The sequence below is a fragment of the Nocardia sp. NPDC056564 genome (genome assembly GCF_042793755.1).
In the GTDB taxonomy this organism is placed as follows: domain Bacteria; phylum Actinomycetota; class Actinomycetes; order Mycobacteriales; family Mycobacteriaceae; genus Nocardia.
The window spans coordinates 18,175-43,481 of record NZ_JBHTUR010000008.1 but is presented as its reverse complement, the minus strand read 5'-3'; the positions used below and the strand labels follow the sequence as shown (position 1 = coordinate 43,481).

24 protein-coding genes are annotated in these 25,307 nt (G+C 68.1%); 11 read left to right on the top strand and 13 right to left on the bottom strand.

Annotated features, from left to right (window positions below; genetic code table 11):
- Positions 1–6 precede the first annotated feature (6 nt).
- The 3 genes from ACFQ9K_RS21015 (at position 7) to ACFQ9K_RS21005 (ending at position 3,464) form a co-directional block, all read left to right on the top strand.
- Positions 7–1,017 carry a family 2 encapsulin nanocompartment cargo protein terpene cyclase gene (locus ACFQ9K_RS21015; RefSeq protein WP_378714559.1) on the top strand — a complete coding sequence of 337 codons (1,011 nt, stop codon included), beginning with the start codon at positions 7–9 and terminating at the stop codon, positions 1,015–1,017.
- 140 nt (positions 1,018–1,157) lie between these two features.
- On the top strand, positions 1,158–2,024 hold the full coding sequence (locus tag ACFQ9K_RS21010; RefSeq protein ID WP_378714561.1) for a geranyl diphosphate 2-C-methyltransferase: 867 nt from the start codon (positions 1,158–1,160) through the stop codon (positions 2,022–2,024).
- A gap of 213 nt (positions 2,025–2,237) precedes the next feature.
- Positions 2,238–3,464 (top strand): helix-turn-helix domain-containing protein, encoded by a 1,227-nt coding sequence (locus tag ACFQ9K_RS21005; protein WP_378714563.1) that lies wholly within the window; start codon positions 2,238–2,240, stop codon positions 3,462–3,464.
- Positions 3,465–3,482: 18 nt separating this feature from the next.
- On the opposite strand, the gene ACFQ9K_RS21000 is transcribed toward ACFQ9K_RS21005, so the two are convergent.
- The gene (locus tag ACFQ9K_RS21000; protein WP_378714565.1) at positions 3,483–4,289 is read right to left on the bottom strand and encodes an SAM-dependent methyltransferase; all 807 of its coding nucleotides are present in this window, start codon (positions 4,287–4,289) and stop codon (positions 3,483–3,485) included.
- A gap of 227 nt (positions 4,290–4,516) precedes the next feature.
- On the opposite strand from ACFQ9K_RS21000, the gene ACFQ9K_RS20995 reads away from it, so the two are divergent.
- Both ACFQ9K_RS20995 and ACFQ9K_RS20990 read left to right on the top strand, forming a co-directional pair.
- Positions 4,517–6,538, top strand: coding sequence for a putative bifunctional diguanylate cyclase/phosphodiesterase (locus tag ACFQ9K_RS20995; protein WP_378714566.1), 2,022 nt, complete (start codon positions 4,517–4,519; stop codon positions 6,536–6,538).
- Between the two features lie 107 nt (positions 6,539–6,645).
- The gene (locus ACFQ9K_RS20990; protein ID WP_150403242.1) at positions 6,646–6,909 is read left to right on the top strand and encodes a GlsB/YeaQ/YmgE family stress response membrane protein; all 264 of its coding nucleotides are present in this window, start codon (positions 6,646–6,648) and stop codon (positions 6,907–6,909) included.
- Here ACFQ9K_RS20990 and ACFQ9K_RS20985 read toward each other — a convergent pair.
- Together ACFQ9K_RS20985 and ACFQ9K_RS20980 are read right to left on the bottom strand one after the other, a co-directional pair.
- Entirely contained in the window at positions 6,882–8,333 is a 1,452-nt protein-coding gene (locus tag ACFQ9K_RS20985; protein ID WP_378714567.1) for a purine-cytosine permease family protein, read from the bottom strand. The genes ACFQ9K_RS20990 and ACFQ9K_RS20985 overlap by 28 nt on opposite strands.
- A 123-nt stretch (positions 8,334–8,456) precedes the next feature.
- On the bottom strand, positions 8,457–9,164 hold the full coding sequence (locus ACFQ9K_RS20980) for a respiratory nitrate reductase subunit gamma (RefSeq protein WP_378714568.1): 708 nt from the start codon (positions 9,162–9,164) through the stop codon (positions 8,457–8,459).
- A 205-nt stretch (positions 9,165–9,369) separates the two neighbouring features.
- On the opposite strand from ACFQ9K_RS20980, the gene ACFQ9K_RS20975 reads away from it, so the two are divergent.
- Complete coding sequence (locus ACFQ9K_RS20975; protein ID WP_378714570.1) at positions 9,370–10,578, top strand: MFS transporter; 1,209 nt, start codon at positions 9,370–9,372, stop codon at positions 10,576–10,578.
- 3 nt (positions 10,579–10,581) lie between these two features.
- Here ACFQ9K_RS20975 and ACFQ9K_RS20970 read toward each other — a convergent pair whose 3' ends face one another.
- The 4 genes from ACFQ9K_RS20970 to ectB form a co-directional block, all read right to left on the bottom strand.
- A complete protein-coding gene (locus ACFQ9K_RS20970; protein ID WP_378714572.1) occupies positions 10,582–11,601 on the bottom strand; it encodes a hypothetical protein in 1,020 nt (339 codons plus the stop codon).
- On the bottom strand, positions 11,588–13,012 hold the full coding sequence (locus ACFQ9K_RS20965; protein ID WP_378714574.1) for a hypothetical protein: 1,425 nt from the start codon (positions 13,010–13,012) through the stop codon (positions 11,588–11,590). Before ACFQ9K_RS20965 ends, ACFQ9K_RS20970 begins: the two co-directional genes overlap by 14 nt.
- Positions 13,009–13,332 carry a hypothetical protein gene (locus ACFQ9K_RS20960; RefSeq protein WP_378714576.1) on the bottom strand — a complete coding sequence of 108 codons (324 nt, stop codon included), beginning with the start codon at positions 13,330–13,332 and terminating at the stop codon, positions 13,009–13,011. The genes ACFQ9K_RS20965 and ACFQ9K_RS20960 overlap by 4 nt, the downstream gene beginning before the upstream one ends.
- A 154-nt stretch (positions 13,333–13,486) precedes the next feature.
- The gene (ectB, locus tag ACFQ9K_RS20955; protein ID WP_378714577.1) at positions 13,487–14,743 is read right to left on the bottom strand and encodes a diaminobutyrate--2-oxoglutarate transaminase; all 1,257 of its coding nucleotides are present in this window, start codon (positions 14,741–14,743) and stop codon (positions 13,487–13,489) included.
- A 193-nt stretch (positions 14,744–14,936) separates the two neighbouring features.
- Here ectB and ACFQ9K_RS20950 point away from each other — a divergent pair, with 193 nt between their 5' ends.
- From ACFQ9K_RS20950 to ACFQ9K_RS20940, 3 genes are read left to right on the top strand one after another with little or no spacing between them, the layout of a single operon-like run.
- A complete protein-coding gene (locus ACFQ9K_RS20950) occupies positions 14,937–15,728 on the top strand; it encodes an ABC transporter permease (protein WP_378714579.1) in 792 nt (263 codons plus the stop codon).
- Positions 15,721–16,548, top strand: coding sequence for an ABC transporter permease (locus tag ACFQ9K_RS20945; RefSeq protein ID WP_378714580.1), 828 nt, complete (start codon positions 15,721–15,723; stop codon positions 16,546–16,548). Before ACFQ9K_RS20950 ends, ACFQ9K_RS20945 begins: the two co-directional genes overlap by 8 nt.
- Before the next feature lies 1 nt (position 16,549).
- On the top strand, positions 16,550–17,539 hold the full coding sequence (locus ACFQ9K_RS20940; RefSeq protein ID WP_378714582.1) for an ATP-binding cassette domain-containing protein: 990 nt from the start codon (positions 16,550–16,552) through the stop codon (positions 17,537–17,539).
- 24 nt (positions 17,540–17,563) lie between these two features.
- Here the strand turns inward: ACFQ9K_RS20940 and ACFQ9K_RS20935 are convergent, their stop codons facing one another.
- Positions 17,564–18,268, bottom strand: a complete 705-nt coding sequence (locus ACFQ9K_RS20935; RefSeq protein ID WP_378714584.1) for a DUF4389 domain-containing protein — start codon at positions 18,266–18,268, stop codon at positions 17,564–17,566.
- A 213-nt stretch (positions 18,269–18,481) separates the two neighbouring features.
- Positions 18,482–20,500: a CocE/NonD family hydrolase gene (locus ACFQ9K_RS20930; RefSeq protein WP_378714586.1), complete on the bottom strand. Its 2,019-nt coding sequence runs from the start codon at positions 20,498–20,500 to the stop codon at positions 18,482–18,484.
- Positions 20,501–20,667: 167 nt separating this feature from the next.
- On the opposite strand from ACFQ9K_RS20930, the gene ACFQ9K_RS20925 reads away from it, so the two are divergent.
- Positions 20,668–21,330: a TetR/AcrR family transcriptional regulator gene (locus tag ACFQ9K_RS20925; RefSeq protein ID WP_378714587.1), complete on the top strand. Its 663-nt coding sequence runs from the start codon at positions 20,668–20,670 to the stop codon at positions 21,328–21,330.
- Here ACFQ9K_RS20925 and ACFQ9K_RS20920 read toward each other — a convergent pair.
- Positions 21,327–21,605, bottom strand: coding sequence for a hypothetical protein (locus tag ACFQ9K_RS20920; protein ID WP_378714588.1), 279 nt, complete (start codon positions 21,603–21,605; stop codon positions 21,327–21,329). The genes ACFQ9K_RS20925 and ACFQ9K_RS20920 overlap by 4 nt on opposite strands.
- Positions 21,606–22,042: 437 nt before the next feature.
- Here ACFQ9K_RS20920 and ACFQ9K_RS20915 point away from each other — a divergent pair, with 437 nt between their 5' ends.
- Positions 22,043–22,576, top strand: coding sequence for a DUF4254 domain-containing protein (locus tag ACFQ9K_RS20915; protein ID WP_378714589.1), 534 nt, complete (start codon positions 22,043–22,045; stop codon positions 22,574–22,576).
- On the opposite strand, the gene ACFQ9K_RS20910 is transcribed toward ACFQ9K_RS20915, so the two are convergent.
- From ACFQ9K_RS20910 to ACFQ9K_RS20900, 3 genes are read right to left on the bottom strand one after another with little or no spacing between them, the layout of a single operon-like run.
- Positions 22,577–22,849: a hypothetical protein gene (locus tag ACFQ9K_RS20910; RefSeq protein ID WP_378714591.1), complete on the bottom strand. Its 273-nt coding sequence runs from the start codon at positions 22,847–22,849 to the stop codon at positions 22,577–22,579.
- Between the two features lie 42 nt (positions 22,850–22,891).
- Positions 22,892–24,040: a fatty acid desaturase family protein gene (locus ACFQ9K_RS20905; RefSeq protein WP_378714592.1), complete on the bottom strand. Its 1,149-nt coding sequence runs from the start codon at positions 24,038–24,040 to the stop codon at positions 22,892–22,894.
- A 20-nt stretch (positions 24,041–24,060) separates the two neighbouring features.
- Positions 24,061–25,176, bottom strand: coding sequence for a ferredoxin reductase (locus ACFQ9K_RS20900; RefSeq protein WP_378714594.1), 1,116 nt, complete (start codon positions 25,174–25,176; stop codon positions 24,061–24,063).
- Positions 25,177–25,307: the final 131 nt, after the last annotated feature.

The following is a 25,307-nucleotide window of genomic DNA, read 5'->3' as shown; positions in this document are numbered from 1 at the left end:
TCGACCATGTCCGCCGAACTCACCGATCGATCAGCGATCACCGTGCCGACGCTGTATTGCCCCGACCCCGTCCGCGACGATCCAGCTCTCGGCGAGGCGGTCGACCGGCGATTGCTCGACTGGGCCGAACAGATCGGCGCCTATCCCGGCCAGCTGGACCGGCTGCGCGCCTGCGGGTTCGGGCGACTGGCCATGCTGGCCCACCCCGATTGCGACGATCCCGACCGGCTGCTGGCGGCGGCCTGCTGCGCGGCGGCCGAATGGTCCATCGATGACTTCTATCTCGATGGCGACGCCGCCGTCTCCGAGCCCGAGCGGCTCGGCCCGCGCCTCGCGCTCGCCTACGCGGCGATGGCGCCGGCCCGGGTTCCGTGCCCGCCGTACCTCGCCGAATACGAGCGCCAGGTACCCGACGATCCGGTCCTGCGGACGGTTCGGTCCGCCCTCGGCCGACTCGCCGAGTACGGCAGCCCGCTGCAGGTCTTCCGGCTCCGGCACGAACTGTGCGTGATGTTCGTCGCGTACAACCAGGAGGCGCAATGGCGGATCTCCGAACGCGTCCCACCGGTCTGGGAGTTCCTGCTGCACCGATTCGAGAACGCGTTCTGCCCGTGCATGGTGGTGACCGACGCCATCGGCGACTACGAGGTGCCGGCCGCGGAGTACTTCGACCCGCGCGTGCGCCGCGCGTTCACCACCGCGGGGGTGGCCAGCGTCTTGGTCAACGACCTGTATTCCATGGGCAAGGAGGACCGCACCAATGGGCAGGACGGCTTCGACTTCAGCCTGCCCCGGATCCTCGTCGCCGAGGAACGCTGCACCCTGCAGCAGGCGGTGGACCGCACCGCCGAGATCCATGACGAACTGACGCACTCGCTCGAGACCGAGTTCCGCGCGCTGGGTCGAACGGGATCCCCAGAGCTACAACGCTTTCTGACCGGCGTGTGGGCCTGGATGGGCGGCGGCAAACACTGGCACGCGACCAGCGGGCGCTACCACCCGGCACCGCGGCAGTAGAACTGCCCGCCAGGAGCTCGTCCATGTCCGCCGCACGCGACCGAGCCGGCGTGATCGCGGGGCACGCTCGTGCCCCGCCCGCCCGCCGGCGCAACTCCGTTCACCCCCAGCTCATCCCCTTCGCAAGGAGCGCGACCCCCATGACCATCACCAACCCACCGGCCGGCGCACAGCCGGTGTTACGCAGCGCATTTCAGGAATCGATCGCCAATTACTGGAACAACGAGAAGGACCCGGTCAATATCCGCCTCGGCGAGGTGGACGGCTACTACCACCATCACTACGGCCTCGGCGCCTACGATCCCGCCGTGCTCGAAGTCTCGGGCGAGGGACGAGACGCGGCGATCATCGCCGAGATGCACCGTCTGGAGACCGCACAGGCGGTGACCCTGCTCGATCATCTCGGCGACCGCACCGCGGACGACCGGCTGCTCGACGGCGGATCAGGGCGTGGCGGAACGAGTTTCATGGCCAACGAGCGATTCGGCTGCCGCGTCGACGGCGTGACCATTTCCGAGACCCAGGCCGAGTTCGCCAACCGTCAGGCCGTCGAACGCGGCGTCGCCGATCGGGTCCGGTTCCACTTCCGCAATATGCTCGACACCGGGTTCGAGTCCGGATCGATCAACGGAATCTGGACCAACGAGACGACCATGTACGTCGATCTGCATCAGCTCTTCGGTGAGTTCGCCAGACTGCTGCCGCGCGGCGGCCGATACGTCGTCATCACCGGCTGTTACAACGACCTCACCGGCGGCCGCTCACGCGCGGTCAGCCAGATCGACCAGCACTACATCTGCAATATCCATGCCCGCAGCGAATACTTCAAAGCGTTGGCCGCCAACGGTTTCGCGCCGATCGCGGTCACCGATCTGACCGCGGCGACCATCCCGTACTGGGAGCTGCGCGAGCAGTCGTCGGTCGCCACCGGTATCGAGGACGCGTTTCTCACCTCGTACCGGGAGGGCAGCTTCCAGTATCTGCTCATCGCGGCCGACCGCGTCTGACCCGGCACGGCACAGAGCCGGTCGCACCCGCATCGGGGGCGATCGGCTCTGTGCCGTGCGAGGTTTGGTCGAGGCCGCGCGGGGCATCTCTCTATCACCGACGACGGCCCAGCCCTTCCGCATCGTCGAGCACTCGAACAAAGCGCAGCCACTGCTTGCCGCCGAAGACGTCGACTGTGGTGTGGCCGTGCGCCGCAGCCAGGAGAACACGCGATGCACTCGACAGCTGACCCGTGCCCACCCGCGTTACCGGTCGGCGCCCGGATCGAACTCCGCCGGATCCAACGTCGTATGTCCCGCCGCGCGGTAGCCCATCGGGTAGGCCGCAGCGAGGAATGGTTGCGACTGATCGAATCCGGCCGCCGGCGACTCGACAGCGTGCAGATCATCGTCCAACTGGCCGAGGTGCTGCTGATCGACGACGTGACCGAATTGATCGACGTGCCCGCTCGGGCGGTCCCGCACAGCACCGATGCGGTCGAGCGGGTACTCGCCCCGCTCACCCGCGTATTGCTGGACTATCCCGCGCTGGAGATCTACGCGGTGGCCGACCAGCGCGCCACGGTGTCCGCGGTCCGCGCGGAACTGCGCCGCTGCCAAGAGATCTGGGCCTGTTCGCCGCAACGGTATTCGGCACTCGGCGAACGACTGCCCGCCGTCGTCTGGAGCTGCCGGGTCCTGCGGTGGCAATCCGCGCAGGCCGATTCGGCCGAGTTGCTCGTGCACGCCTACCACTTGGCCGTCCAGTTACTCATGAAGATCGGCGCGCACCGGCTGGCCGCCGTCGTCGCGGACCGCGCGATGGGTGTCGCGGGCGATCTCGGCATACCGCTGCTGCTCGCGGCCTCGTCCCGGCAGCTCGCCGACGCGCTGTTGCAGCTGGAGAAATACGACGAATGCCGCGACCACGCGGTCGCCGCCGTGGCCAGGCTGGCCAAGCAGCTGCCGGGTTCGGTGGACGGCGCCGCGGTGACCTGTGCGCTGTACCTGCTTGCGGCGAAGGCCGCGCACGCCCAGGACGACCTCGCGGACGCGGACCGTTTCCTGGCACTCGCCCAGCAGGCGCGCGCGCTACCGCAGCCGCGGGCCGGCGCCGGTCAGCCGAGCGGAGCCACCGAACTCGGCCTCGCCCGGATGGAAAACGCCTTGCGACACAATGATTTCGACGAGATCATCCGGATCGGCGCGGCGCACGAGCCGACCGAGCGGGAGCCGGTCGGCGATCGCGCGCGCTACCACATCGTCCTCGCCTATTCGTTTGTTCGCCGCGGCCAGGACGTGGCCGCCGCCTTCGCCCTCGACAAGGCCGCGGCCGCCTGCCCGGAGGACCTGAGGTACGACCCGGAGGCGCGCCAGGCGCTGCAATACCTGCTCCGCAACGACAACCAGTTGATCCGGCCGGACGTGGCGCGCCTGGCCGGCTTGGCGGCGTTCGACTGACCGTCGGGCGCCCTGCGGTCAGTCCTTGCGCGCGACGCCACCGTAGGCGCCCGAGCGTTCGGGGTGCTCGCCGACGTCGGCGGTGTTGTCGGGGCGCCAGAGGGGCAGGTGGACGAGGCCCGGTTCGAGGAGCGTCCAGCCGTGGAAGAACTCGGCGATCCGGGGCTTGGCGCGCAGCACGATCTCGGTGGAGGTGCGACCGGACAGCTTCTGCGCCTCGAGCACCTCGTCGGGTTGCCCGTCCGCGGTGGCGTGGGTGATGGCGAGGTAACTGCCGGGGGCGACGGCGTCGCGCAGCCGCGCGACACAGCCAGCGGGGTCGGCGTCGTCGGCCACGAAATGCAACACGCCGAGCAGCAACACGGCCACCGGCCGGTCGAAGTCGAGCAATTGGGCGACCTGCGGGTCGGACAGAATGGTTTCGGGTCGGCCGATGTCGGCCTGCACGACGGTGGCGGCCGGATTTCCGTCCAGGATGGCGCGGCTGTGCGCGACCGCGACCGGGTCGATATCGACGTAAACCACACGGGCCGAAGGATTTACCGCCTGCGCCACCTCGTGCACATTGCCGACGGTCGGGATGCCGGAGCCGATATCGAGGAACTGGGTGATGCCCTCGTCGACCAGGAATCGCACGCATCGGCGCAGCAAATCCCGGTTGGCCCGCATGGTTTCGCCGACGCCGGGGGTGAACTCCTCGATCTGGCGCGCCAGCATCCGATCGATCTCGAAATTGTGCATGCCGCCGACGAAGTAGTCGTACACGCGCGAGGCGCTGGGCCGATCCAGATCGATCCCTTCGGGGGCCCAACTCGGTCTGGTCATCCGGCGCCAACCCTTCTCACAGCGTCGCGTGCCTGCGACGAAAGCATGGTCATCGTAGCGGGGTTCGCGTGCACGTGCAGTTGGGCGGAAGCCCGCAAATCGGACTACCATCAGAGCTTATGGCGTGGGATGCCGGGAGCGGTTCAGATCCTGGCGGGCCGCACGCGGAACTGGCCGGGCAATGGGCGGCCGCACTCGGTGGCGGGCCGCGAAACCATGTCGTGCCCATGAGCTCTGCCGAAACCCGTCGTTTGCTCGCCACCCTGGCGCAGGAATTCGTCCACGCCGCCGCCGGCCCGGATCCCGCCGATCGCGTCGCCGAAATCGGCGCCGAACTCGCCCGCGCGCACTTCGTCGGCGACGAGGTCCTCGGCCGCAGCCTGGCCGTGCTGAACGCGCACCTGCTCGGCCCCTGCGCGGTCCCGGCCGACCGAGCTGCCGAGTTGCTGGCCGCCTTTGCCACCGGTTATCTGCGTGCCTTCCGGGCCTGGCTGCTCGCCGAGCAGGAGAGCGTCCGGGCCGCCGACATCGCCGCCCGCCGCGTGGTCGAGCAGCAGCTGCGCTCCAGCGAGGCCCGGCTGCGCGCGGTGTTCTCCCAGGCCGGGATCGGCACCGGACTCTCGGACATGACCGGGCGGATCATCGAGGTCAACAACGCCTTCGCGGCGATGCTCGGGTATCGGCCCGAGGAGATGTGCACCATGGCGGTCACCGATCTGACCCACCCCGACGACGGCCCGGACATGTGGCAGAAGTACGCCGGGGTGCTCGCGGGCAAGTACGACAACGTGCAGTTGGAGAAGGCCTACCGGCACCGCGACGGCGGCACCGTGTGGACCCACATCAACGTCTCGCTGATCCGCGACGAGCACGGGCAGCCGCAGTACACCCTGGTGCTGGTGGAGGACGTCTCCGAACGCCGCGCGCTGCGCGAGCGGTTGCAGTACCGCGCCCACCACGACCAGCTGACCGGCCTGCCGAACCGCTCCCGCTTCTTCGACGCGCTCACCGCCGCGTTCGCCGACTGCGTCCGGGTCGGGGTCTGCTACATCGATCTGGACCATTTCAAGACGGTCAACGACACGTTCGGGCACGCGGTCGGCGACGAACTGCTCGCGCAGGTCGCGGCGCGGCTGAACGCCTGTGTCTCCCGGACCGACCAGCTGGTCGCGCGGATGGGCGGCGACGAATTCGTCGTGCTGATACCGCATTCCACCGGGGTGGAGGAGATGGCGCATGTGGCCGAGACCGTGCTGCACGCGCTGGCCCAGCCGTTCTATGTGCACGAGCACCAGCTGACCGTCACCGCGAGCATCGGCGTGATGGAGGAACGCGCCGACCGCCTGTCCACCGGCGAGTTCCTTCAGGCGGCCGACACCAGCATGTACTGGGCGAAGGCCGCGGGGCGCGGGCGCTACGCCGTCTTCGACGCCGACCGCGGCCGGCGTGAGCACACCAGCGCCGAGCTGTCGGCGGCGATGCCGTCCGCCCTGCGGCACGGCGAGTTCTACCTCGACTACCAGCCGATCGTCTCGCTCACCAGCGGGCAGACCGTGGCGGTGGAGGCGCTGGTGCGCTGGCGGCACCCGGATCTCGGCGTCCTCAGCCCGGCCCGGTTCGTCGATATCGCCGAGGACAACGGGCACATCGGCGCGCTCGGCGCGGTGGTCCTGGAGACCGCGTGCCGGGCCAGCCGCGAGTGGCACGACCGTTATCCGCACACCCCGACGGTGAGCGTCAACGTGTCCGCCGCCGAGGTGGCTGATCCGGCCTGGCTGGACCATGTGCAGCAGGTGATCGCCGAGACCGGCATGGATGCGAGCCTGCTGCAGCTGGAGTTGACCGAGCGCGCGTTCATGCAGACCACCGGCAGGCCGCTGCGCGCGCTGCACACCCTCGCCGACGCCGGGGTCCGCATCGCCATCGACGACTTCGGCACCGGTTACTCCAATCTTGCGTACCTCGGCCAACTTCCGTTGCACGTGGTCAAACTCGCCGGCCCGTTCATCCAGCGCATCCGCACCCCGGACACCGCGAGTCCCACCGATCTGCTGCTACTGGAGACGATCATCGATCTCACCCACGCACTCGGCTTCACCGTCACCGCCGAATGCGTCGAAACCCGGCACCAGGCCGACCAACTGCGCGATCTCGGCTGCGATACCGCACAGGGCTGGCACTTCCACTACCCGATGCCGGCCGACCAGGTGACCACCCTGCTCGGCGTCTCCGACCTGCGCCTGAGCTGAAACATCAACTCCGGCGTGCGATTACCGCGCGCGCGACCCGGGTATCCCGCACACTGATCGCGGCGTCTCCCGTGCGTCACACCCTGTGAATTTCAAGGAGCGAATCCATGGGCATCATCTCGATGATCATCATCGGCCTCATCGCCGGAGCCATCGCGCGCCTGCTGGTCCCCGGCAAGGAGAATTTCGGCTGGATCGGCACGATCGTGCTCGGCATCGTCGGCGGCTACGTCGGCGGCACGCTGGGCAGCTTGGTGTTCGCACCGCACAAGTTCACCCTCCAGCCACCGGTCAATCACGCCTTCCTCGGCGCGATCGTCGGCGCGGTGATCCTGCTGGTCATCTACAAGTTCGTGCGCGCGCGAGTCTGATCCGCTGATTCCACGGTGCCCGCCGGATAGATCATTCGATCCGGCGGGTTACTCGTGCGCCGGGCCGCCGGGTAGTAGATCGCGGCGGTGAACACGATGCCGACGATCCAGGAAAGGTCGGCGCCGCCCAGCTTTTCGGTGATCGGGCCGGTGTAGAGCTGCTGGGCCAGGAACGGGATCTGCGCGAGCACACCCACCACGTAGCAGCCAAGCGCGGTGCCGTTCCAGCGGCCGTACCGGCCGTCCGGGTCGTAGAGCGCCGGGATGTCGATGCGTTCGCGGGAGATCAGGTAGTAGTCGATCAGGTTGATCGCGCTCCACGGCGTGAACACCATCAGCAGGGTGAGCACGAAATTCTTGAAGTTGCCGAGGAAGTCGGCGCTGGCCCCGATCGCGACCAGCATCGACACCGCGGTGAAACCGACGATGTAGGCGGCGCGCGCGAACGGCGTGGTGTGCGACTGCCGGTTGAACGCGGTCACCGAGGTCAGGATGGACATGAACCCGCCGTAGGCGTTGAGACAGTTCACCGTCAGCTTGCCGACCACGATCACCAGGTAGATCAGCAGCGCCAGCGCGGATGGGCCGGCGAGCTCGCCGATGAAGCCGACCTGGTTGCCCAGGAACGCCTTTCCCGCCACCGCGGCCACCAGCGCACCGAACGTCATCGACCACTGCGAACCGAGCACGCTGCCGGCGAAGGTCGCAAGGAAGGTGGTGCGATCGCTGGTCGAGCGGGGCAGATAGCGCGAGTAGTCGGCGACATAGGGGCCGAAGGTGAGCTGCCAGCCCGCGCCGAGCGAGATCGCCAGCACGAATGTCACCGGGTCGAACGACTTCACCCCGAGATAGGCGCTGACGTCGTACTCGGTGAACAGCCGGATGCCGAGGTAGGTGAAGCCGAGAACGCCGACGACCGTCGCGATCCGCCCGACCACATGGATCAGCCGGTACCCGGTCACCGCCACCACCGCGGTGAGCGCGCCGAAGACCAGCATGCCGACCGTCGCGTTGTCGATGTGCAGGATCTTGTTCACCGCCTGCCCCGCCAGCACCGTGCCGGTCGCGGCGAAGCCGAGATACATCACGACCACGAGCAACAGCGGTAACACCGCGCCGAAGACGCCGAATTGCGCTCTGCTGGAGATCATCTGGGGCAGACCGAGGCGCGGGCCCTGCGCCGAGTGCAGGGCCATCACGATCCCGCCGAGGACGTTGCCGACCAGCAGCCCGATGATCGCCCACAGCGCGTCGGCACCGAACACCACCGCGAGCGCGCCGTCCACCACCGCGGTGATCTGCATGTTGGCGCCGAACCACAGGGTGAACTGGCTGATCGGAGTGCCGTGGCGCTCCGCGTCGGGAATCACCTCGATGGTGCGGCGTTCGATCGAAACGCCCGCGTCGAGTCGCTCATCCGCCATGGGCCCGCCTTCCGACCTGTCACCGTGTCCGATCATGCAGTATGGCGCACACTGGTCGGTCTTGTACTTCTTTGCGTGGCACCGGAAATGGGGGCAGCGGGTCGCCGCGACCGCGGGTTTCGCTCAGCCCCGCCGCGGGGCGGACAACTCCCGCTCCGGCCGCGCCGGGGAGGCGGACCGCCGGCGCCGGACCAGGCGGTAGAGCGGCTCGGCGAGGAAGCTCGCCAGGCGGGTGTACGGCCAGATCGCGATGAACAGCATCAGGACCAGGCCACGCGCCTGGTAGATGATCGGGGCGTGCTCGATCGGCTCGGAATTCGGGTGCAGGCTGAACAGCGAGCGGAACCAGGCGAACAACGTTTCGGCGGTGCGGTACCCGTCGCCGGAGGAGTTCGGGTCGAACTTGATCGCGACCCAGGTCAGCAGGCCGGCCACCAGGATCGGGAAGGTGATGCGGTCCAGCGGGCTCACCACGGCGCGGGCCGGGCTGCCGATCATATCGGGCACGAACAGCAGCACCGCGCCGATCGTCGCGGTCGCCAGTGCGCAGATCTCGGCGACCGTGATCGTGCCGTAGATCCAGCCCTCGGGATGCGAATGCGGGCCGGAGGTGAAGAAATCGGTGATTCGGGCGACGAATACGCCGCTCAATCCGATGCGAAACGCGTTCGCCCCGATCCGCTGCGCCCGATCGGTTTCCGGGACGGCGGTATACCAGCCGAATCGATCGTGCCGATAACGCCACACATGACCGACGAGGAATGAGAGAAACGCGCTGTAAGGCAGGATAATCCACAGCACCGACATCATCTGCCGACCCGCCTTCTCCATCGAACTGATAAAAATCGAAACTATCCGAGGTACGCACCACGATCGCAGACGTCCGGCGTTCAAACAAGTGCCGAATTGCCCTGGACCGGATCCGGATTATCGGCGGTGCGGCGGCGCCGACGCCCCCCGCATGGGCGGCTTGCCCCTGGCGGCGGCGCGGTGTTGGATCGCTGCGATGGTCACCAATCGGTTGTCGGCTCGGGCCGTGATCGGCCCCAGACTCGGGCGCGACTTCGAGCGGCTCTGGCGTGGGTTCGCGATCAGCTCGGTGGGTACTTTTCTCGCGCTGGACGCGTTCACGCTGATCGCGGTGCTGGTGCTGCATGTCGGCGCGTTGCAGGTGTCGCTGATGGCCGCGGCCGGCGGCGCGGTGGGCGCCGTGCTGGCGGTTCCGCTGGGCGCCTGGATCGAGTTCCGGCCCAAGCGGCAGTTGATGATTCGCGCCGATCTGCTGCGGTTCCTGGTGCTGCTGACCGTGCCGGTCGCGTACTTCGCCGGCGCGCTGAACTATCCGCAGTTGCTCGTGGTCGCGATGGTGGTCGCGGTCGCCGACATCGTCTTCCTCGGCGCGAGCAGCGCGCACCTGAAAGGTCTTGTCGCCCAGGACCATCTGCTCGCGGCCAACGGGCGCTTCGAGACCGCCACCTGGGTCTCCACCGCGGTCGGGCCGCCGCTGGGCGGGGTGCTCATCGGGGTGCTCGGTCCGGTCGTCACGGTGGTGCTCAACGCGGTGAGTTTCCTGTTGTCCGCCCTGTGCGTTCGCTCGATCGAGGTGCCCGAGCCCGCCCCGCCGGTCCGGCCCGCCGCGCCGTCCCGGCTGGTCGAGATCACCCAGGGCTGGCGCACGATCGCCGCGAATCCGGTGCTGCGCGTGCTGATGTGCAACACCGTGCTGGTGAATTCGCTGATCATGGCGACGGCCCCGGTGCTGGCCTACCTGATGCTGAACGATCTCGGTTTCGCGCCGTGGCAGTACGGGCTCGGCTTCGGCGTACCGTGCCTCGGCGGGGTCATCGGCGCCCGGCTGGCCCGGCCGCTGGTGCGCCGCTACGGACAGCGGCGGATTCTGCTCGGGTTCGGCGTCGCGCGGGTGCCGTGGCTGCTCGGGCTGCCCCTCGTGCAGCCGGGTGCGAAGGGACTGCTGCTGGTGATGGTGGTCGAGATCGGGATGATCACCTGCATCAGCGTGTTCAACCCGGCGTTCAGCACCTACCGGCTGTTGTACACCGCGGACGACAAGGTCGCGCGCGTGCTCACCGCCTGGACCATCACCGCCCGCGTGGTCACCGCGGCGGCCACCGTCGCCTGGGGCGTGCTGGCCGCTCAGACCAGCGCGCGCACCGCGATCGCGGCCGGCGCGGCCGTGCTGCTGGTCTCGGTGGTCCTGCTGCCCTGGCGCTCGGCCCGCGAATAGCCCTCAGGCGGAGGCGATCGCGGTGATCAGCGTGCGCGATGCCAGGGTGCGGGTGGTGATGAGCTGGGTGAACGTCTTGGGCTGCTCGCCCGGATACTGCTGGGTGAGTTGGACTTCCCAGTGCGCGAGCCCGTCGTCGCCGTCGCGCGACCGGGTGATCTGCACGCAGTAGCGGGTGCCGACCGGGATCTGGTTGATGCCGCGCTGGATCTGCTCGGCGGGCGAGACGATCGCGTTGTCGGCGACCACCGCGCGCGCCCGATAGCCCGAACGTTCCACGTAGTAGGCGTATTCGAAGGCGAGGATGGCGTCGGGGCCGTTGGCGGTGCCGCCGGGGTCGGTGCCGGAGACCGTGTCCGGGGTGCGCTTCTGCTCGCAGCCCTGAGTCGCGATCGCCGACGCGGGCGCGGGCGCCACCGTCGTGGTCGCGGCGGAGGTTCCGGCCGAATTCCGGGCCGGAGCGGTCGCGGGCGTGAGGCCGGTCGCGGTCGCCGCGGTGGAGGAGCTGTCCTTGCCGAATCCGTGCACGGCGGCGAGCAGGATCGAGACCACCGCGATCCCGATGCCGAGCACGATCAGGACCGCGAGCACCTTGTTGCCGCGCTGCGGATCACGCCGCTTGGTCGGATGACGCAGCGGGACGCCGGGGTGGATGCCGGACCGGTTGATGATCGCGGGGGCGGGGGCGACGTTCTCCGTGTAGCCCTCTGCGTCGAATTCCGTGGCGCGCATCCGGCGCCGATCGTGCTCGATCTGCGGTTCCAGCGGCGGCTCGGACATCCGCTGCGGTTTGAGCCATTCTTCCCAGTCCCCGGTGCGCCGCGGTCGATCCGGATCGGCGGGGATGAGCGGGTCGGACACGGCGACCTCCGGTTCTCGGCGACGCACCGGTCCGCGGCGGCCGGACGACCGTCGCCGCTTCTTCGCCTTGCCGACGGGTGTGCGCAGCATGGGCAGCCCGGTGTCGAACGGATTGCGCTGCCCCTCTGGCCGACTCGCAGAGTTCGGATCAGAGGGTGTCATCGTCGTAGTCGCCGAGCACTGGGGTCACCGCGACGGCGGCGGTCGGCACGGTGACACCGAGCTGACCCTCCTTGGGCTTGTGCTCCTGGTCCTCGGCGCGCGGCGGCGGTGGCATCGCCACTCCCCCATTGGTTCCCGGATGGGACTGCTGGTCCGGGACGGCCGGTCGCGACGGGGCGTCCGCCGGGGCCTGCGCCTCGGCAGCGGGCGCCGGGGCGGGCCTCGACTCGGGCGGCGGCGCGGTGACCTGTGCCGACGGGGCGGGCCCTCCGGTGGATCCGGGCTGCGACGGCGGGATCACCGTGCCGGGACCGGTCGGCTGCGCGGGCGTGGACGGCCGTGCGCCCGCGCCGAAGTCGAACAGCTTCGGCGAGCCGCCGGAGTTGGCCGAGTTGGCCGAGCCGTTCGACTGGTCGCCGGTGGTGCTGCCCGGCCGGATCGCCTCGGTCACCGCCTTGTCCGCGCCGGCCGCCACCGTGTCGATGGCGTGCGTGCCGACCTCGGCCACCTTGTCGATGATGTGCGTGCCGACACCGGCGATCTTGTCGATGATGTTCGTGCCGATGTCGACGCCCGCGTTGATGGCGGCGGTGCCGACCTGCACGCCCGCGGAGATCAGCTGCTGCTGCAACTGGAGCTGGGCGGCCAGGGCCGGATCGATCGGCTGCCCGTTCGCACCGACACCGGGAACCGTGGTGCCGGGGACGTATTGGCTCGGGGTCGTGGCACCGGGATTGAATTGCGCTGTGCCGCCGGGGACGAACTGGCCGCTGCCCGGCTGCGCGGCGGTGACGCCGGACGGCTGGGTGACCGTCAGCGGCCCCATCTGATCCAGTCGCCTGCTGTGGTCGTCCATCTCGGTCTGCGCGGTGTTCACCGTGGTGAGGGCATCACGCAGGGCCTGGGTCGCGCGCGCGATCACCGCGTCGGTGTCCGGGGCCGCGGTGGCGTTGCCGAGGATCTCGCGCGCGTCGCGGCGGAAGTCGGCGATGATCTGGTCCACGGTCCGCGCGGCCCTGGCGCTGGTGGCGTGCGCGTCGCCGAGCACGCTGAGGTAAGCCGGTCCGCGATCGGAGATCTCGCCGATCTCGGTCTGCGTGGTGCGCAGCGCGGGCACCGCGGCATCGGCGCCGCGCGAGGTCCAGGTCGATTCCAGCGCGTGCAGGCCGTCGCGGTGCGGGCCCTCCACGTCGGCGGCCTGGGTGGACGCGGCGGACAGCGCGCTGGTCGCGGTCTGGTTCGGCACGCCGACACCGGTGCCGAGGGTGGAGCGCAGTTGCAGCAGCGGGCGCACCAGGGCGGCGACAATCGGCGGGTCCACGTTCGGATCGAGATAGGTCGTGGCGGGGGCGGCGGTCTCGGTGCGGGCCGGGGACGCCGATCGCCTGCGTAGTCCGGAAAGGGTTCTCATGTCAGGGCCTCTCCGGTCTTGGTGATCACACCTGCGGTCTCGGTATCGATACCCTGCATGTCCGTGCTGTAGCCGCGCAGGATTTCGCCGTAGGTGCCGACGAGTTGTCCCGCGGTGGACAGCGCTTGGGCGTGTTCGGACACCGCCGTGGTGAATCGCGCCGCGAAATCCGCGCCGATCAAGCCGAGATCGGCGGTCAGTCGGTCCTGATCCACCGCCCCGGAGGCGACCGCCGCGGCCGAGGCCAACTGTTGGGAGACCGCGTCCGCGATCGCGGTGTAAGCGGCCACCGCCGCCGGATCCAGCTTCAGCGTGTCCACCGTTCCCCTCCCGGGTTCCGAGTCTTTCGCTACCGCGACATGATTCGAGACAAGCCTACTGCGCGACCTGGACACCCTGCGTCCGATCGTCGCGAGTCCGTTCCGCCTGAGTATGGCAACCATCGCGCGCAATGTCATGCGCTGGCGAGGCGCCTCAGTGGCAGACCTCGGTGACGGCGTCGGCCAACAGGCCGAGGCCGTGGCCGATTTCGGCGTCGGTGATGGTCAGCGGCGGCATCAGTTTCACCACCTCGCCGACCGCGCCGGAGGTTTCCACCAGCAGGCCGCGGTCGAACGCGGACTGGCAGACCTTGCCTGCCAGCGAGGCCTCGTCGAAGGCCAGGCCGTAGATCAGCCCGCGGCCACGGACCCTGGCGCCGGGCACGGTCGCGGCCAACTCGGTCAGATCCCGCTCGATCCGTGCGCCGTTCGCGCGCGTGCCGTGCTCGAGCCGCCGATCGGACCAGTAGTGCTCCAACGCGACCCGCGCGGTGACGAAGGCCGCGTTGTTGCCGCGGAAGGTGCCGTTGTGCTCGCCGGGCGTCCACTGGTCCAGCTCGGGTTTGACCAGGACCAGCGCCATGGGCAAGCCGTAGCCGCCGATGGACTTGGACAGGGTGACGATGTCCGGGCGGATGTCCGCGGCCTCGAAGGAGAAGAACGGACCGGTCCGGCCGCAACCCATCTGCACGTCGTCGACGATCAGCAGAATGCCGCGCGCCGCGCAGAGTTCGGCGAGTTGCCGCAGCCACTCCGCGCGCGCCACGTTGACCCCGCCCTCGCCCTGCACCGTCTCCACGATCACCGCGGCCGGCCGGTCCAGACCGGAGGAGGGGTCGTCCAGCGCGCGCCGCATCCAGCCCAGCGCGTCGGGCGTGTCGAGGTATCCGTCGTAGGGCATCGGCGTGGTGTGCGGCAGCGGCACGCCCGCGCCCGCGCGCTTGGCGGCGTTGCCGGTGACCGACAGCGCGCCGAGCGACATTCCGTGGAAGGCGTTGGTGAAGTTCAGGATCTGTGCGCGCCCGGTCACCTTGCGCGCGAGTTTGAGCGCGGCCTCCACCGCGTTGGCGCCGGTCGGCCCGGGGAACTGCACCTTGTAGTCCAGCCCGCGCGGGCCGAACACGATGTCGCGCAGCGCTTCCAGCAGCCCGCGCTTGGCCACCGTCGACATGTCCAGCCCGTGCGTGATGCCGTCGCCGGCGATGTAGTCCAGCAGCGCCCGTTTCAGCACCGGATTGTTGTGCCCGTAGTTCAGCGCGCCCGCGCCGGCGAAGAAGTCCAGGTACTCCCTGCCGTGCTCGTCGCGCAGCCAGGCGCCGCTCGCGGTGTCGAACACCGTGGGCCAGCACCGGCAGTAGCCGCGCACAGTGGATTCGAGTGCCTCGAAAATGGTCATCCCGGCGGCGGTCATCGGCGATCCTTCTCACACAATCTGAAGTGACTGTGTTTCTAACACTGACGCGGGGGCTACGAGGCACTTTTCCAAAAAACGCGACGAGGGGTTCCGCATGCCCGCCGGCGGGGATTAGGCTTGACTCTTTGTGCGCGGGAGAGCAAACGGGGAGGCGAGGCTCGTCGCGACCAGGCATTCGTGGCGCACTTCGATGGTGTACGCGCACCTCGTGCGCGCGGGTTTCCGCCGGCAGTCGCAGTACAAGCTGGCCATGTTCGCCGGCCTGTTCACCAACTGCGTGTTCGGCTTCGTGCGGGCGGCGGTGATGCTCGCCGCGGTCCGGGCGACCGGCGATTTCGGCGGCTACACCGAGGGGTCCATCGGCGCGTACGTGTGGCTGTCGCAGGGCCTGCTCGGCGCGATGCAATTCATGGGACCGCCGCTGGACCTGGCCGATCGGGTGAAGAACGGCGACATCGCGATCGATTTCCTGCGCCCGGTCGACGTCCAATTCGGTTATCTGGCCGGCGATCTCGGCCGGGCCGCGTGCACGATACTGCCGCGCGGGGTACCGAGCGTGCTGATCGGCGTGTGCACCTTCGGGCTGGTCCTGCCCGGCACTCCCCTGCCCTACCTGCTCGGCGCGGTGAGCGTGCTGCTCGCCGTGGCCATTTCGTTCCTCTGCCTGTTCGCCGTCGCGCTGATCGGCTTCTGGGTGGTGGAGACCCGCGGGCTACGGGTGCTGTACCAAGTCACCGGCACCTTCCTCGCCGGACTTTTTGTGCCAGTGCACATGTTTCCCGGTTGGCTGCGCACCATCGCGCAGGCGACGCCGTTCCCCTCGATCCTGCAATCCCCGATCGATGTGCTGTCCGGGCGGATCACCGGAACGGCGGCGGTGGGCGTGGTTGCCGTGCAGGTGTTCTGGGTGCTGGTGGTCGGCGGGCTCGGCCGGATCCTGCTCGCGGCAGGCCGGCGCAAGCTGGAGGTGCAGGGTGGTTGAGCCTGGTGTTTCGCCGGCCGGGACCTGGTTCACCCCGTACGCCGCGGTGCTGCGCTCGCGCATCCGCGCCCAGCAGACCTACCGATTGTCCTTCGTCAGCGAGGTTTTCAGCGCGTTCCTGATCGGGCTGGTCGAGTTCGCCGAGGTGTGGGTGATCTTCCACAACGTCCGGGTGCTCGGCGGCCTTGACCTGAACGCCGCGCTGCTGCTGTTCGGGTTCGGGCAGTCGACCTTCGCGCTGGCGCAGGTGCTGTTCGGCCATCTGGACACGTTGCCGACGCTGATCCGGATGGGCCAGCTCGACGCGTATCACCTACGGCCGCAACCCCTGTTGCTCCAGCTGATCACCAGCGACATCTCGCTGCGCCGGTTCGCCCGCGCGGCCGTCGCGCTGGTCGTGCTCGGTTTCGGGTTCCTGCGCAACGACATCGAGTGGAACGCGGCCGCGTTCGGGCTGGTGCTGCTCACCCTGATCGGCGGGATCGCCTTGTTCGGCGGCGTTTTCGTCTGCGCGGCCGGATTGCAGTTCTACCTGATCGACGGCGCGGAACTCACCAACAGCTTCACCTACGGTGGGTCGTTCGCCGCGGTGCAACCGGCCACGGTGTTTCCGACGCCGCTGAAGTTGTTGTTCGGCTTCGCCATTCCGGTCTGCTTCACCGCGTACCTGCCGACCATCGCGCTGCTGCGGCTGCCCGGCCCGGCGCTGTTGCCCGCGTGGCTGGCCTGGCTGACCCCGTTGGCGGCGCTCTGGGTGTGGCTGCTCGCGCTGAGCTTCTGGCGATTCGGTACTCGGCACTATCAGGGAGGGGGCGGATAACGTGGCGGAATCCGGCTCGGCGGACACGATCATCGACATCGAGGACCTGACCAGGCAATTCACCCTGTCGCGCAAGATCGGCAAGCACTGGCGGCGACGTCGCGAGACGCTGACCGCGGTGGACCGGATGTCCTTCCGGATCGAACGCGGCGCGGCGGTCGGCTACATCGGCGCGAACGGCGCGGGCAAGTCGACCACGATCAAGATGCTCACCGGCATCCTGGTGCCGACCTCGGGCCGCGTGCGCACCTGCGGGCTGGAACCGGTCCGGCAGCGGCGCGAGCTGGCCGCGCGGATCGGCGTGGTGTTCGGGCAGCGTTCCCAGCTGTGGTGGGATCTGCCGCTGCGCGAATCGTTTTCCATCCTCGCGGCCATTCACCGGCTGGATCCGGATGTCGCACGGAAACGCAAGCACGAGCTGATCGAGCAGCTGGAGATGGCCGAGACCTTGGACACCCCGGTGCGCCAGCTCTCGCTCGGGCAGCGCATGCGCGCGGAAGTGGCTGCGGCGCTGCTGCATTCACCCGAGCTGGTGATCCTGGACGAACCGACCATCGGCCTGGACGTGCTGTCGAAGCAACGGTTGCGGGAGTTCCTGCGCGCCGAACGCGCGGACCGCGGCACCACCCTGCTGCTCACCACACACGACATGGGGGACATCGAAAGGCTGTGCGGCCGTGTGCTCGTGGTAGATCACGGCAGGCTGGTCTACGACGGGTCGCTGACCGGCCTCGCGGCCACGGTGGGCGCGCGGCGGGTGCTGGTGGTCGACCTGGCCGAACCGGCCGCGGATATCGACGATCTGCCCTGCGCGCGGCTGCTGAGCTCCGAGGCGGGCGGGATGCGGCAGCGGCTGGCCTTCGATCCGGAACGGACCACGGCCGCACAGCTGCTGGCGCTGGTCTCCGATCGGGCCGAGGTGCGCGATCTGTCCATCGAGGAGCCCGAGATCGAGGACGTGGTGCGCCGGATATACGAGTCCGCCCGCTGAGTCAGCGGGCGGACTCGCTGTGACTCACCGAGTTTCGGGCTCGCGGGCGCCCTGATCGAGCCGGAACGGCGGGTACTCGTCGCGCATCAGCGTGGCGTAGGCCTGCACCCGGATGCTCCACCGGTTGATGCCGACGACGAAGTCGTACAGCCCCTGCGGATAGCGCGCGGTGAACAACAGGGCGATCAGCGCGACCAGCAGCAGGAAGAAGATCAGCGGCACCGTTCCCCAGCTGGCCCAATCGTCGTCACTGTGCATGACGACCGTCGTGCCGCCGCCGAACAGCGCGCCGAGGATCAGGCCGTGCGGGATGACCAGCAGCCACCACTTGATCAGCACCAGGCCGCGATGCAGTCGTTCGGGATAGTCGACCTCGAGATCGGCCGGGTAGTCCGCGCTGGGTTGCAGGCTGAACGGCGGATACTTGTCGGTGCCGAGCACGGACAGCGCGTAGAACTCGACCCGCCAGGTCCAGCGCATCACCCCGACATTGAAGTCGAACATCGCCCGCGGGTATTTACCGGTGAACAGAATCACGAAGAACGCGACCACCGTGAGGACGAAATAGGCGATGTGCAGAAAGAACAGCACAATGTAATGCGGAATCGCCAGCAGCCACTTGACCAGCCACATCCATCGCGACAACCCGGGATCCAGATCGCCTCGGACACGAACGGGATTGACCGGAGAAGCCGGTTTCGCGGTGCTGACCGGGTTTTCGGGTTCCATGATCGACGCTCCTTTCCGGTGCCTTTCGATCCACGCCACAAGCCAGGTGCGGAATATGGGTGATTCTCGCGTATTCGGCGGTCGGGAACGCCACGATCGGGTACCGACACGCCAACGAATAGGAACGCACCGGCGGGTCGGGTCACAAACTCCGCCGTAATCGCGCGATCGGCGCGGCCACGGCCCGCACCTGTCCCGGGCCGTGGCGCGCGGTCAGCCCAGCGGCCGGCTCAGCGGCAGGTTGACGAAGCTCGGCGCCGCCGGGTCGAGCAGGAGGTGCTGCGGCGCAACCGAGTTCGGGATGCCGCCGTCGAACAGCAGTGGCGGCGGCAGGAAGCCGCGCGGGAAGTTGCTCGCAAAGACGTTGACCCGCAACCGATGTCCCGGCTGGAGCACGGCATCGACCGGGTTGACCCCGAGGTCGAGCACGGTCGGCTGCCCCGGCACCAGGGTCTGCCGGTCGGCCAGGGTCAGCTTGTACACGGTGTGGGTGTAGTCGCCGTCGGCGTCCCTGGTGCTCTTCTCCTCGTCTACCGCGCGCAGCGAGGCGGCGAGCTGACCGCTGGACAGCACGGTCGACTGCCCGTTCGGCGCGACATCGTTCACGGTCACGGCCCAGTAGCCCTCGATGTTGTCGTACATCGTGTTGAGGTGCACGTTGATCGGGCCGGACAGCACGGTGGGTTCGGTGACCGGCGCACCGGTGAAGGTCAGGCCGCCGAGTTCGTGGAGGCGATCGTCGCGGCCGCAGAAATTCAGCAGGCCGATGACGCCGGCGGATTCGACCGCCGCGTCGCGAGAGCACAGCGAGGTGAGCCCGGCGACCGGCGAGACCGTCAATTGCGCTGCGGCGTCGGGGTTTTCCGCGCTGAGCGACCCGTCGTAGACGCTGGTCGCGGTGCCACTGACGGTGGGCGACAGGTACATCCGCTGATATTCCAGGCCCGGACGCTGGAACGACGACGCGGTGGTCCAGCCGCCGCCCTGCTGCCACAGCACCACCGGGCCGTACCCATCGATGCCGTTGTCGATGCCCTTGAGCCACTTGTCGTACCAGGCCTTCTGGAGCACGTCCAGGCGCGGCGGCTTGCCGGGATCGCCGAGACCGGAACCGGGATTGAAGTGGTAGGTGTCGCCCATGATGAGCTTCTTGCGCTCCGGCGGCAGCGGAATATCGGAGAACGAGCGCGCACTCGACGCGGCGAAGATGTCTTGCCAGCCGCCGTAGGCGAAGGTCGGCACCTGGATCCGTTCCGGATGGCCGTCGGTGAATGCCGAGCGCAGCGAGCTACCGGGCAGCAACTGGTCCTTCAGCGGCTGCGGCACCGAATCCACGTTGAGCGACAACGCCATCAGGATGTAGTCGAAGAATTCCAGCGGCGTGGCCACCCGGTCCAGCAGCCATTGGTAATCCAGGTGGCCGAGCGCGATGCCGACCGGGTCCGGGAAATTCGAGATCAGGTCGACCCCGGCGATATACAGCGGGCCGAACAATCCGAGTCCACCGCCGGGGAAGGCGACATCGGTGAGCGTGTCGGTGCTGCCTTCGATGGGAAAGATCGCCTTGAGCGCGGGCGGATTCTGCTCCGCCGCCTTGAATTGATTGATCCCGGAGTAGGAAATGCCGGACATGCCGATATTGCCGTCCGACCACGGCTGCTTGCTCGCCCAGTCGATCAGCTCCAGGGTGTCCTGGTTCTCCCGGCTCTGGAAGAACTGCCAGGCGCCCTGCGAATATCCGGTGCCGCGCACGTCGGCCACGATGTAGGTGTAGCCGTGCTGCACCAGCTTGCGGTCCGCGCCGAACGCGCGCGGCGCGCCGCCGGCCAGCGCCTTGGTCAGATCGGTGATCGAGTCGAACGGCGTTCCGCCGAAGTCGAACCGGTTGACCAGCTGGATCAGCGCGTCCGACAGGACCGGGATGTTCAGCGCGAGGTCCGCGATCAGCGACGCGAACTTCGTGTACGGGGTCAGGTTGACGATGGTGGGCAGCGGCTCGTCCACGATCCGGCCCGCGGCGTCGACCGGCCGATAGACGTTGGCCTTGAGCACCGTTCCGTCGCTCATGGTGATCGGCACGTCGAAGTCGATGTGCACCGGCCCCGGGTACTTCGCCGGGCCGTCATAGGCGGCGGTCCACTGCCTGCCCAGGTCGCCGCCGTCCGGTGGCGACTCGGCGGTCGCCGGACCCGGCACCACCCCCATTGCGGTCATGGCGGTCGCGATCGCCATGATCCCGACCCTGCTCCACGCGCGGCGAACTGTCCTCATCGACCTCGGCCCCTTGCTACCTACTTAGAAACACTGGCGTACCCATGCTCGATGTGAGAGTAACGGGGACCACATCGGATGGACAAGTATGACCGCGATCACGCTCGGCGAGCGACTATTGTCAGAAGATGGGATTAGAAGCCGGCGTCGACCGCGGCCGTCTGCCACGCGGCACCCACGGCATGACGCCGGAGGCGGTGGCCCATTCGCAGCGCATGCGGATGTTCCTGGGGGTGCTGGAGGCCGTCGCCGAAAGGGGTTACGGCGAAACAACTGTCGGCGACATCGTGGCCCGCGCGAACGTCTCGCGGCGCACCTTCTACCAGTTGTTCCGCGGCCGGGACGACTGCTTCGCCGAGGCCTTCGAGGCCGCCGTCGAACTGGTGCTCGGCGAACTCGACACCAGCGTGCGAGCCACCCCGCGCACCGAATGGCGCGCGCTCATCCGCACCACGCTGGAGACCTATCTCCAGGTGCTGTCGGAGAACGGGATCTACGCCCGGGCGCTGCACATCGAATGCCTGGTCGCCGGGCCGATCGTCGCCGAGCAACGCCGCCGGATGAAAACGCTGCTCGCGCACCGGATGCACGCGGCCTTCCGGATCGGGCGCAGCGAGGGCGATATCCCGGTCGACATTCCGGCCGACATCTTCGACGCACTCATCGGCGCGGTGGACGACCGCATTCGCGATTGCCTGGACGGCCCCGGTGCACAGGCACTGCCGACGCTCGGTGCACATCTGTACCAGATCACCATGGCGCTGTTCGGCGTGCCGGAATGGGACGCCTAGCCGGGACCGGTCCCCTGCGACGAATACAGGCTCACTTCGCCATCCTCACTAAGGAACGCGTTGACCAGCATGATGCCCTGCGCCTGGAGTTCATCGGTCTCCGGCGCCTCGGTGGTGATCGAAATCTGCGGTATGACGGCCCAATTCACCACATAACGTTCCGGTGGTCCGTCGTCGTCGGACAGCCGGGCGAGGCGGAAGACCGATACGGTCTTGCGAACGATGAGCGTGCGCACGACCTCTCCGATTCGCTCGGGGTCTTCCAGCGCGAACATGAACCCGAAGGTGAGTTCGGGCGATGACACGTAGGCGGGCACGAACACCGAGGCTAGCCGATCGAACGACCCCGCGCAGCCGCCGCGCCGATCGGGTAGCTGCCCGTGCGCCGGAACCGGACTGCCGGTAATGCCGACGGTGCACGCACGTGACCTCGCCGTAACGATGCATAACGATTTACCAGCGGCTTTCAGATTTGTACACCATACTATTGCGCCGGTTCGGTGGCCGCGCTTTCCTGAAAGAGTCCCGATTTCTCGGGGCGTCTTCCTCATCGCATCGTCGCGGATTTCCCGGTAACTTTGCCGTGCTGGTGGACTATGGGGGGTGGCGTCCGAGTGCGGGTCTGCGCCGGAGCCGAGGGGTGCCCCTCCCCGAAATCCCCCTCGGCCCTGGCGCATCCAGAATTGAATCGTTACCGCAGGGGTGTACGCACATGCCGACCGAATACGCACGCGTCCGTAACGGAACCGAAGAGTTACCCCCGCCTGCCGAGCTTTTGCGCGCCTTCCGCGAACCCGACGACCCGAATCGCGACCGGCACAGTGTGCTCAGTGCCGCACGGCAGCTGGTCGAATGCCACGAGCGAAGGAGCACGGCGATCGAGGCCGCGCACGCGCCGGACGCGCCGGACGGCCGGGTCGCGGCGTGCAGCGTGCTGGTCGAGGACATCGACGGCGATCGGGCCGCGCTGGTCGGACGGATCGACGCCTGGGTGGCCGACCATGTCGAACACCGCGGCGGCGCCTCGTTGCATACCGAGACGCTCGGCGCGGTGATCGATCGACTGGCGGCGAAATGGATTGCGGCACAACGCGCTCTGCGCAGAACACCGCAGCAGCGAACGCACCCGGTGCAGGTGGACGGGGAAGCCCACCTGCAGTGGTGCAGGCTCGCCGAACTGACCGACGGCTATCGGGATCTGATCACCGATGTCACCGAGCACCGGCGCCGGCTGCCGGTGTGGTGATCAGCGGGTCTCGTCCACCCCCGGCTCGACCACCTCGGCGTCGACGAACGACGCCGAGGGGCCTGCCGTCGGCTTCGGGGCCGGCTCGAGATCATCGTCGAGATCCAGATCCAGATCGCGCCCGGCCTCGGCATCGCGCCGGGCGGCCTCGGCGGCCTCCTTCATCTCGATCGCGTCGGTGAACCACTCACCGATCTCCTTGGTGACCTCCGCGACGGTGCCCGCGATGATGCCGGCGATATTGCCGACGTGCTTGGCGCCCGAGGATGTCAATTCTTGAATGAGGTCTTTGTTGCTTTCGAATTTCCCGATCATTCACACGCCCACTTCGCTTGCCTTTCGCTGACGCATCACGATAACACCGGGAGTCGGATCGCTCTTGACCAAGCTCGGCGGCAGCGCGAGCTTGCAAATCTTCAACCACACCGAGCCGATCTGCTTGCTGAACGAGCCCGTGTTGTACGGCAATCCGTACTTTTCACACAATGCGCGGACCTCCGGCGCGATCTCCGGATAACGCGCGGCCGGGATGTCCGGGAACAGGTGGTGTTCGATCTGGTGCGACAAATTGCCGGACATGATGTGGAACAGCTTGCCGCCGGTGATGTTGGCCGAGCCGAGCATCTGCCGGATGTACCACTCGCCGCGGGTCTCGTTCTCGGTCTCCGCTTCGGTGAACGTCTGTACGCCGGTGGGGAAGTGACCGCAGAAGATGATCGAGTAGGCCCACACGTTGCGGACCAGGTTCGCGGTCGCGTTGCCCGCGAGCGTGCTGAGGAACAGCGGGCCGGTCAGCGCGGGGAACACCACGTAGTCCTTGAGCGCCTGCTTGCCCGCCTTCTTCACCTGGCCGAGCACGGTGCGCTTGATATCGGCCCAGGATCGCTTGCCGCGCACGACATTCTCGACCTCCAGGTCGTGTGCCATCACGCCCCACTCGAACAGCATCATCAGCGCGAAGGCGTACAGCGGCTGGCCGAGCCGCAAGACGTTCCAGGACTGGCTCTCGTCCATCCGCAGGATGGAGTAGCCGATGTCGCGGTCCTTGTTGTGGATGTTGGTGAAGGTGTGGTGGATGTAGTTGTGCGAGTGCTTCCACTGATCCGCCGGGCAGACCGTATCCCATTCGAAGACCCGGGAATTCAGGCCGGGCTCGCGCATCCAGTCGTACTGGCCGTGCATGACGTTGTGGCCGATCTCCATGTTGTCCAGGATCTTCGACACACTCAGCGCGGCGACCGCGGCCAGCCAGACCGGCGGCAGGAAGCCGAGGTACATCAGGCCGCGGCCGGCGATCTCGAAACCGCGCTGCGCCTTGATGATCGAGTAGAGGTATTCGCGATCGCGATCGCCGAGGTCGGCGACCGTCCTGGCGCGGAGCTCGTCGAGCGCCTTGCCGAGTTCTTCGATCTGATCCGGGCTCAGTACCAGCGGACCGTCTTCGGTTTCGGTGAGGATTGTCATGTCGAGGAATCCTTTGTTCGTCAGATGTCGATGTCGACGTCGCCCACGGGGGCGTTGATGCAGAGCTGGATGGGCTGGTCCGGATCGCTGTCGGTCTCGCCGGTGCGCAGGTTGCGGGTGCAACCGGTGCGGCGAACCGCGGTGCAGGAGAAGCAGATTCCCATCCGGCAGCCGAACTCCGGGCTCAGCCCCGCAGCCTCGGCCTGCTCCAACAGGGGCGCGCCGTTGTTGTCCGCGGCGATGCCGCTGGCCGAGAAGTTCACCGTGCCGAAGACGTCGTCGGCGTCGACCGGCGTGAGCGAGAGGGTGAATTCCTCGGTGTGCAGCCGATCCTCCAGCTGCTCGGCCTCGAAGACCTTGCGCACCGCGTCCATCAGCGGCTGCGGGCCGCAGACGTAGGTGTGCGCGTCGGCGAACCACGGCGCCACCCGCTCCAGCTCGTCGTAGTCGAAATAGCCGCTGGACTGCGCGGGCGTCACGTCCACCCACGGGGCGGTCGCGTCGATCCGGGCGGTGTCCGGCCGCCACGGATGCCGCAGTTCGATGCGGAAGTTCTTGTGCCGCTCGGCGATCGCGTCGAGTTCCGCTCGGTGCGGAACCACCTCGGGCGACTTCGCGTAGTGCAGGAAGACGACCTCACCCGGGTAGCCCTCGTCGGCCAGCGTGCGCAGCATCGACAGCACCGGCGTGATGCCGCTGCCGCCGCTGATCAGCAGCACCCGGTTCGGGCGCGGGTCGGGCAGCGTGAACCCGCCCGCGGCCGGTTCCAGATCGACCACCAGGCCCGGCGCGGCGTGGCGCGCGAGGTGCTGCGAGACCAGACCGTCGGGATGCGCCTTGACGGTGAGCTGGATGTGCCTGCTCCGCCGGGACGACGGGTTGACCGGCGAATAGCAGCGGGCGTGCCGGACGCCGTTGATCACGACGCCGATCTGGACGTACTGCCCGGCGGCGTGGCCTTTCCATTGCCGGGTCGGGCGCAGGGTGAGCGTCACCGAACCGGGGACCGAGCGATCCACGTGGATGACCTCCGCGCGCATCTCTCGCGCGGTGAGCGTGGGACGCACCAGTTCCAGGTACCGGTCCAGCGGGTGCGGCGAGGTCAGGGTCTGCACCAGGTTGATGAGATCCACCATTCGTTCTCCGTGCCTCGTGTCGGGTGCCTCTGGTCGAGGGCTGGTCGACTTGTCAGGGCCGCGACGTTGCGTTCCAATTTCAGTGTACGTATGTACACTCAACTAGTGTGACGGATGACCGGGGTCCGGTG

What these genes read in the sequence shown, in the direction of transcription:
- ACFQ9K_RS21015 (WP_378714559.1), top strand. Translation starts at nt 7, where the DNA reads ATGTCCGCCGAACTCACCGATCGATCAGCGATCACCGTGCCGACGCTG.
- ACFQ9K_RS21010 (WP_378714561.1), top strand. Translation starts at nt 1,158, where the DNA reads ATGACCATCACCAACCCACCGGCCGGCGCACAGCCGGTGTTACGCAGC.
- ACFQ9K_RS21005 (WP_378714563.1), top strand. Translation starts at nt 2,238, where the DNA reads ATGCACTCGACAGCTGACCCGTGCCCACCCGCGTTACCGGTCGGCGCC.
- ACFQ9K_RS21000 (WP_378714565.1), bottom strand. Translation starts at nt 4,289, where the DNA reads ATGACCAGACCGAGTTGGGCCCCCGAAGGGATCGATCTGGATCGGCCC.
- ACFQ9K_RS20995 (WP_378714566.1), top strand. Translation starts at nt 4,517, where the DNA reads ATGAGCTCTGCCGAAACCCGTCGTTTGCTCGCCACCCTGGCGCAGGAA.
- ACFQ9K_RS20990 (WP_150403242.1), top strand. Translation starts at nt 6,646, where the DNA reads ATGGGCATCATCTCGATGATCATCATCGGCCTCATCGCCGGAGCCATC.
- ACFQ9K_RS20985 (WP_378714567.1), bottom strand. Translation starts at nt 8,333, where the DNA reads ATGGCGGATGAGCGACTCGACGCGGGCGTTTCGATCGAACGCCGCACC.
- ACFQ9K_RS20980 (WP_378714568.1), bottom strand. Translation starts at nt 9,164, where the DNA reads ATGGAGAAGGCGGGTCGGCAGATGATGTCGGTGCTGTGGATTATCCTG.
- ACFQ9K_RS20970 (WP_378714572.1), bottom strand. Translation starts at nt 11,601, where the DNA reads ATGACACCCTCTGATCCGAACTCTGCGAGTCGGCCAGAGGGGCAGCGC.
- ACFQ9K_RS20965 (WP_378714574.1), bottom strand. Translation starts at nt 13,012, where the DNA reads ATGAGAACCCTTTCCGGACTACGCAGGCGATCGGCGTCCCCGGCCCGC.
- ectB (WP_378714577.1), bottom strand. Translation starts at nt 14,743, where the DNA reads ATGACCGCCGCCGGGATGACCATTTTCGAGGCACTCGAATCCACTGTG.
- ACFQ9K_RS20950 (WP_378714579.1), top strand. Translation starts at nt 14,937, where the DNA reads ATGGTGTACGCGCACCTCGTGCGCGCGGGTTTCCGCCGGCAGTCGCAG.
- ACFQ9K_RS20935 (WP_378714584.1), bottom strand. Translation starts at nt 18,268, where the DNA reads ATGGAACCCGAAAACCCGGTCAGCACCGCGAAACCGGCTTCTCCGGTC.
- ACFQ9K_RS20930 (WP_378714586.1), bottom strand. Translation starts at nt 20,500, where the DNA reads ATGGCGATCGCGACCGCCATGACCGCAATGGGGGTGGTGCCGGGTCCG.
- ACFQ9K_RS20925 (WP_378714587.1), top strand. Translation starts at nt 20,668, where the DNA reads ATGGGATTAGAAGCCGGCGTCGACCGCGGCCGTCTGCCACGCGGCACC.
- ACFQ9K_RS20920 (WP_378714588.1), bottom strand. Translation starts at nt 21,605, where the DNA reads ATGTTCGCGCTGGAAGACCCCGAGCGAATCGGAGAGGTCGTGCGCACG.
- ACFQ9K_RS20915 (WP_378714589.1), top strand. Translation starts at nt 22,043, where the DNA reads ATGCCGACCGAATACGCACGCGTCCGTAACGGAACCGAAGAGTTACCC.
- ACFQ9K_RS20905 (WP_378714592.1), bottom strand. Translation starts at nt 24,040, where the DNA reads ATGACAATCCTCACCGAAACCGAAGACGGTCCGCTGGTACTGAGCCCG.
- ACFQ9K_RS20900 (WP_378714594.1), bottom strand. Translation starts at nt 25,176, where the DNA reads ATGGTGGATCTCATCAACCTGGTGCAGACCCTGACCTCGCCGCACCCG.